The following is a 2,049-nucleotide window of genomic DNA, read 5'->3' as shown; positions in this document are numbered from 1 at the left end:
GCGCGCTGCGCCTCCCCGGTTCGTTCTGCCGGATGTGAGCGAGAAGAACCGTGACGGAAAGCGCACCGCCCGCGAGCGGCTGGCGGCCGAGCGAGAGAAGCAGAAGACCACGGAGAAGCGCCGTCGCGCGCTGATCGTGGGGGCTTCGGTGGTCTGTGTCCTTGGCCTGGCCGCGGTGGTGGGCGTCGTGGCCGCCAACTCCGGCAAGGACAAGAAGAGCGACGCCTCCGGCCCGGTCGTGACGCCCTCGGGCGCGACCGGCAAGGACGGCCTCGCGATCCCCGTCGGCAAGGACAGCGCCAAGTCGACCCTCACGGTGTGGGAGGACTTCCGCTGCCCGGCGTGCAAGTCCTTCGAGAGCGCCTACCGCTCGACCATCCACGAACTGGTCGACGCCGGACAGCTGAAGGTCGAGTACCACCTCGTCACCATCATCGACGGGAACATGGGAGGCAGCGGCTCCCGCAAGGCCGCCAACGCCGCGGCCTGCGCCCAGGACGCCGCAAAGTTCACCGCGTACCACGACGTGCTCTACGAGAACCAGCCCGCCGAGACCGACGACGCGTTCGCCGGCAACAGCAAGCTCATCGAGCTGGCGGGCAAGGTCGACGGCCTGGACACGGCTGCGTTCCAGAAGTGTGTCGACGACGGCACGCACGACAGTTGGGTCGTGAAGTCGAACGACGCCTTCGGGACCAGTGGTTTCACCGGTACGCCGACGGTGCTGCTCGGCGGCACGAACATCTACGCGGACCAGTCGATGACCCCGGCGAAGCTGAAGCAGATGGTGGAGGCGGCGAACAAGGGCTGACGCCTTTCCGGGCGAGGGTGCCCGCGGAAGGGCATCAGCCCTTGCTGGGCGCGGGCGCCCCCGGTTTTTCGCAGGCCGGGGGCACCGCCCGTTATGGAGCCGTTGCCGGGCTGCCTGCCGTGGGCCGCGTCCGGCACGGTAGCGTCGACCCTGCCATGGAAATTGCCTACATTCCCAGTCCGTCGCAGGGTGTGCTGCATCTCGGCCCCATTCCGCTGCGCGGCTACGCGTTCTGCATCATCATCGGCGTCTTCGTAGCCGTCTGGCTCGGCAACAAACGCTGGATCGCCCGCGGCGGGCGGCCCGGCACGACGGCCGACATCGCGGTCTGGGCCGTGCCGTTCGGCCTGGTCGGCGGTCGCCTCTACCACGTGATCACGGACTACGAGCTGTACTTCAGCGAGGGCCGCGACTGGGTGGACGCCTTCAAGATCTGGCAGGGCGGGCTCGGCATCTGGGGCGCGATCGCACTCGGTGCGGTGGGCGCGTGGATCGGCTGTCGCCGACGCGGAATCCCGCTGCCCGCCTGGGCCGACGCGCTCGCTCCCGGCATCGTCTTCGCGCAGGCCATCGGGCGCTGGGGCAACTGGTTCAACCAGGAGCTGTACGGCAAGGAGACGGACCTCCCCTGGGCGCTGAAGATCACGTCCGCGGCGGACGGCCGGGTGCCGGGTCTCTACCAGCCGACGTTCCTTTACGAGTCCCTGTGGTGCGTCGGTGTCGGCTTCCTCGTCATCTGGGCGGACCGCCGCTTCAAGCTCGGGCACGGGCGGGCGTTCGCGCTGTACGTCGCCGCGTACTGCGTCGGCCGTTTCTGGATCGAGTACCTGCGCGTCGACGAGGCCCACCACATCCTGGGCATGCGTCTCAACAACTGGACCGCGATCGTGGTGTTCATCCTCGCGGTCGTCTACCTCGTGCTGTCGGCACGGATGCGGCCGCGGCGCGAGGAGGTCGTGGAGCCGCTCGGTCCCGGTGAGGGAGACGATGCGGCTGCGGTCGACGGGGGTCCCGTCGACCTTGAGAAGGCCGAGTCCGAGTCCGAGCCTGTGGACGCGGATGCGGAGCCGGCTGATGCCGAGGTTGTGGAGTCCGACGGCTCCCCGGAGTCCGACGAGTCCCGTGAGTCCTCGGCTGACGAGGCCGAGTCGGCCAAGAAGAGCTGACGGTTTGTAGGACGACGGAGAGGGCGCCGAATCTGATTCGGCGCCCTCTCCGTCGTGCGGGCGATGGGTTCC

The 2,049-nt window shown here is 68.9% G+C and carries 2 protein-coding genes; both read left to right on the top strand.

The window, feature by feature from the left end; translation table 11 throughout:
- Positions 1 to 34: 34 nt before the first annotated feature.
- A complete protein-coding gene (locus ACFWP7_RS35870) occupies positions 35 to 811 on the top strand; it encodes a DsbA family protein (protein ID WP_384390637.1) in 777 nt (258 codons plus the stop codon).
- 155 nt (positions 812 to 966) lie between these two features.
- Positions 967 to 1,977 carry a prolipoprotein diacylglyceryl transferase gene (gene lgt / locus ACFWP7_RS35865; RefSeq protein WP_384390516.1) on the top strand — a complete coding sequence of 337 codons (1,011 nt, stop codon included), beginning with the start codon at positions 967 to 969 and terminating at the stop codon, positions 1,975 to 1,977.
- Positions 1,978 to 2,049 lie beyond the last annotated feature (72 nt).

The sequence above is a fragment of the Streptomyces sp. NPDC058470 genome (assembly GCF_042721055.1).
Lineage (GTDB): Bacteria > Actinomycetota > Actinomycetes > Streptomycetales > Streptomycetaceae > Streptomyces.
This window is presented reverse-complemented; position numbering and strand designations above follow the sequence as displayed.

Excerpts from the sequence above, each read along its gene's own strand:
- lgt (WP_384390516.1), top strand. The coding sequence starts at position 967 with ATGGAAATTGCCTACATTCCCAGTCCGTCGCAGGGTGTGCTGCATCTC.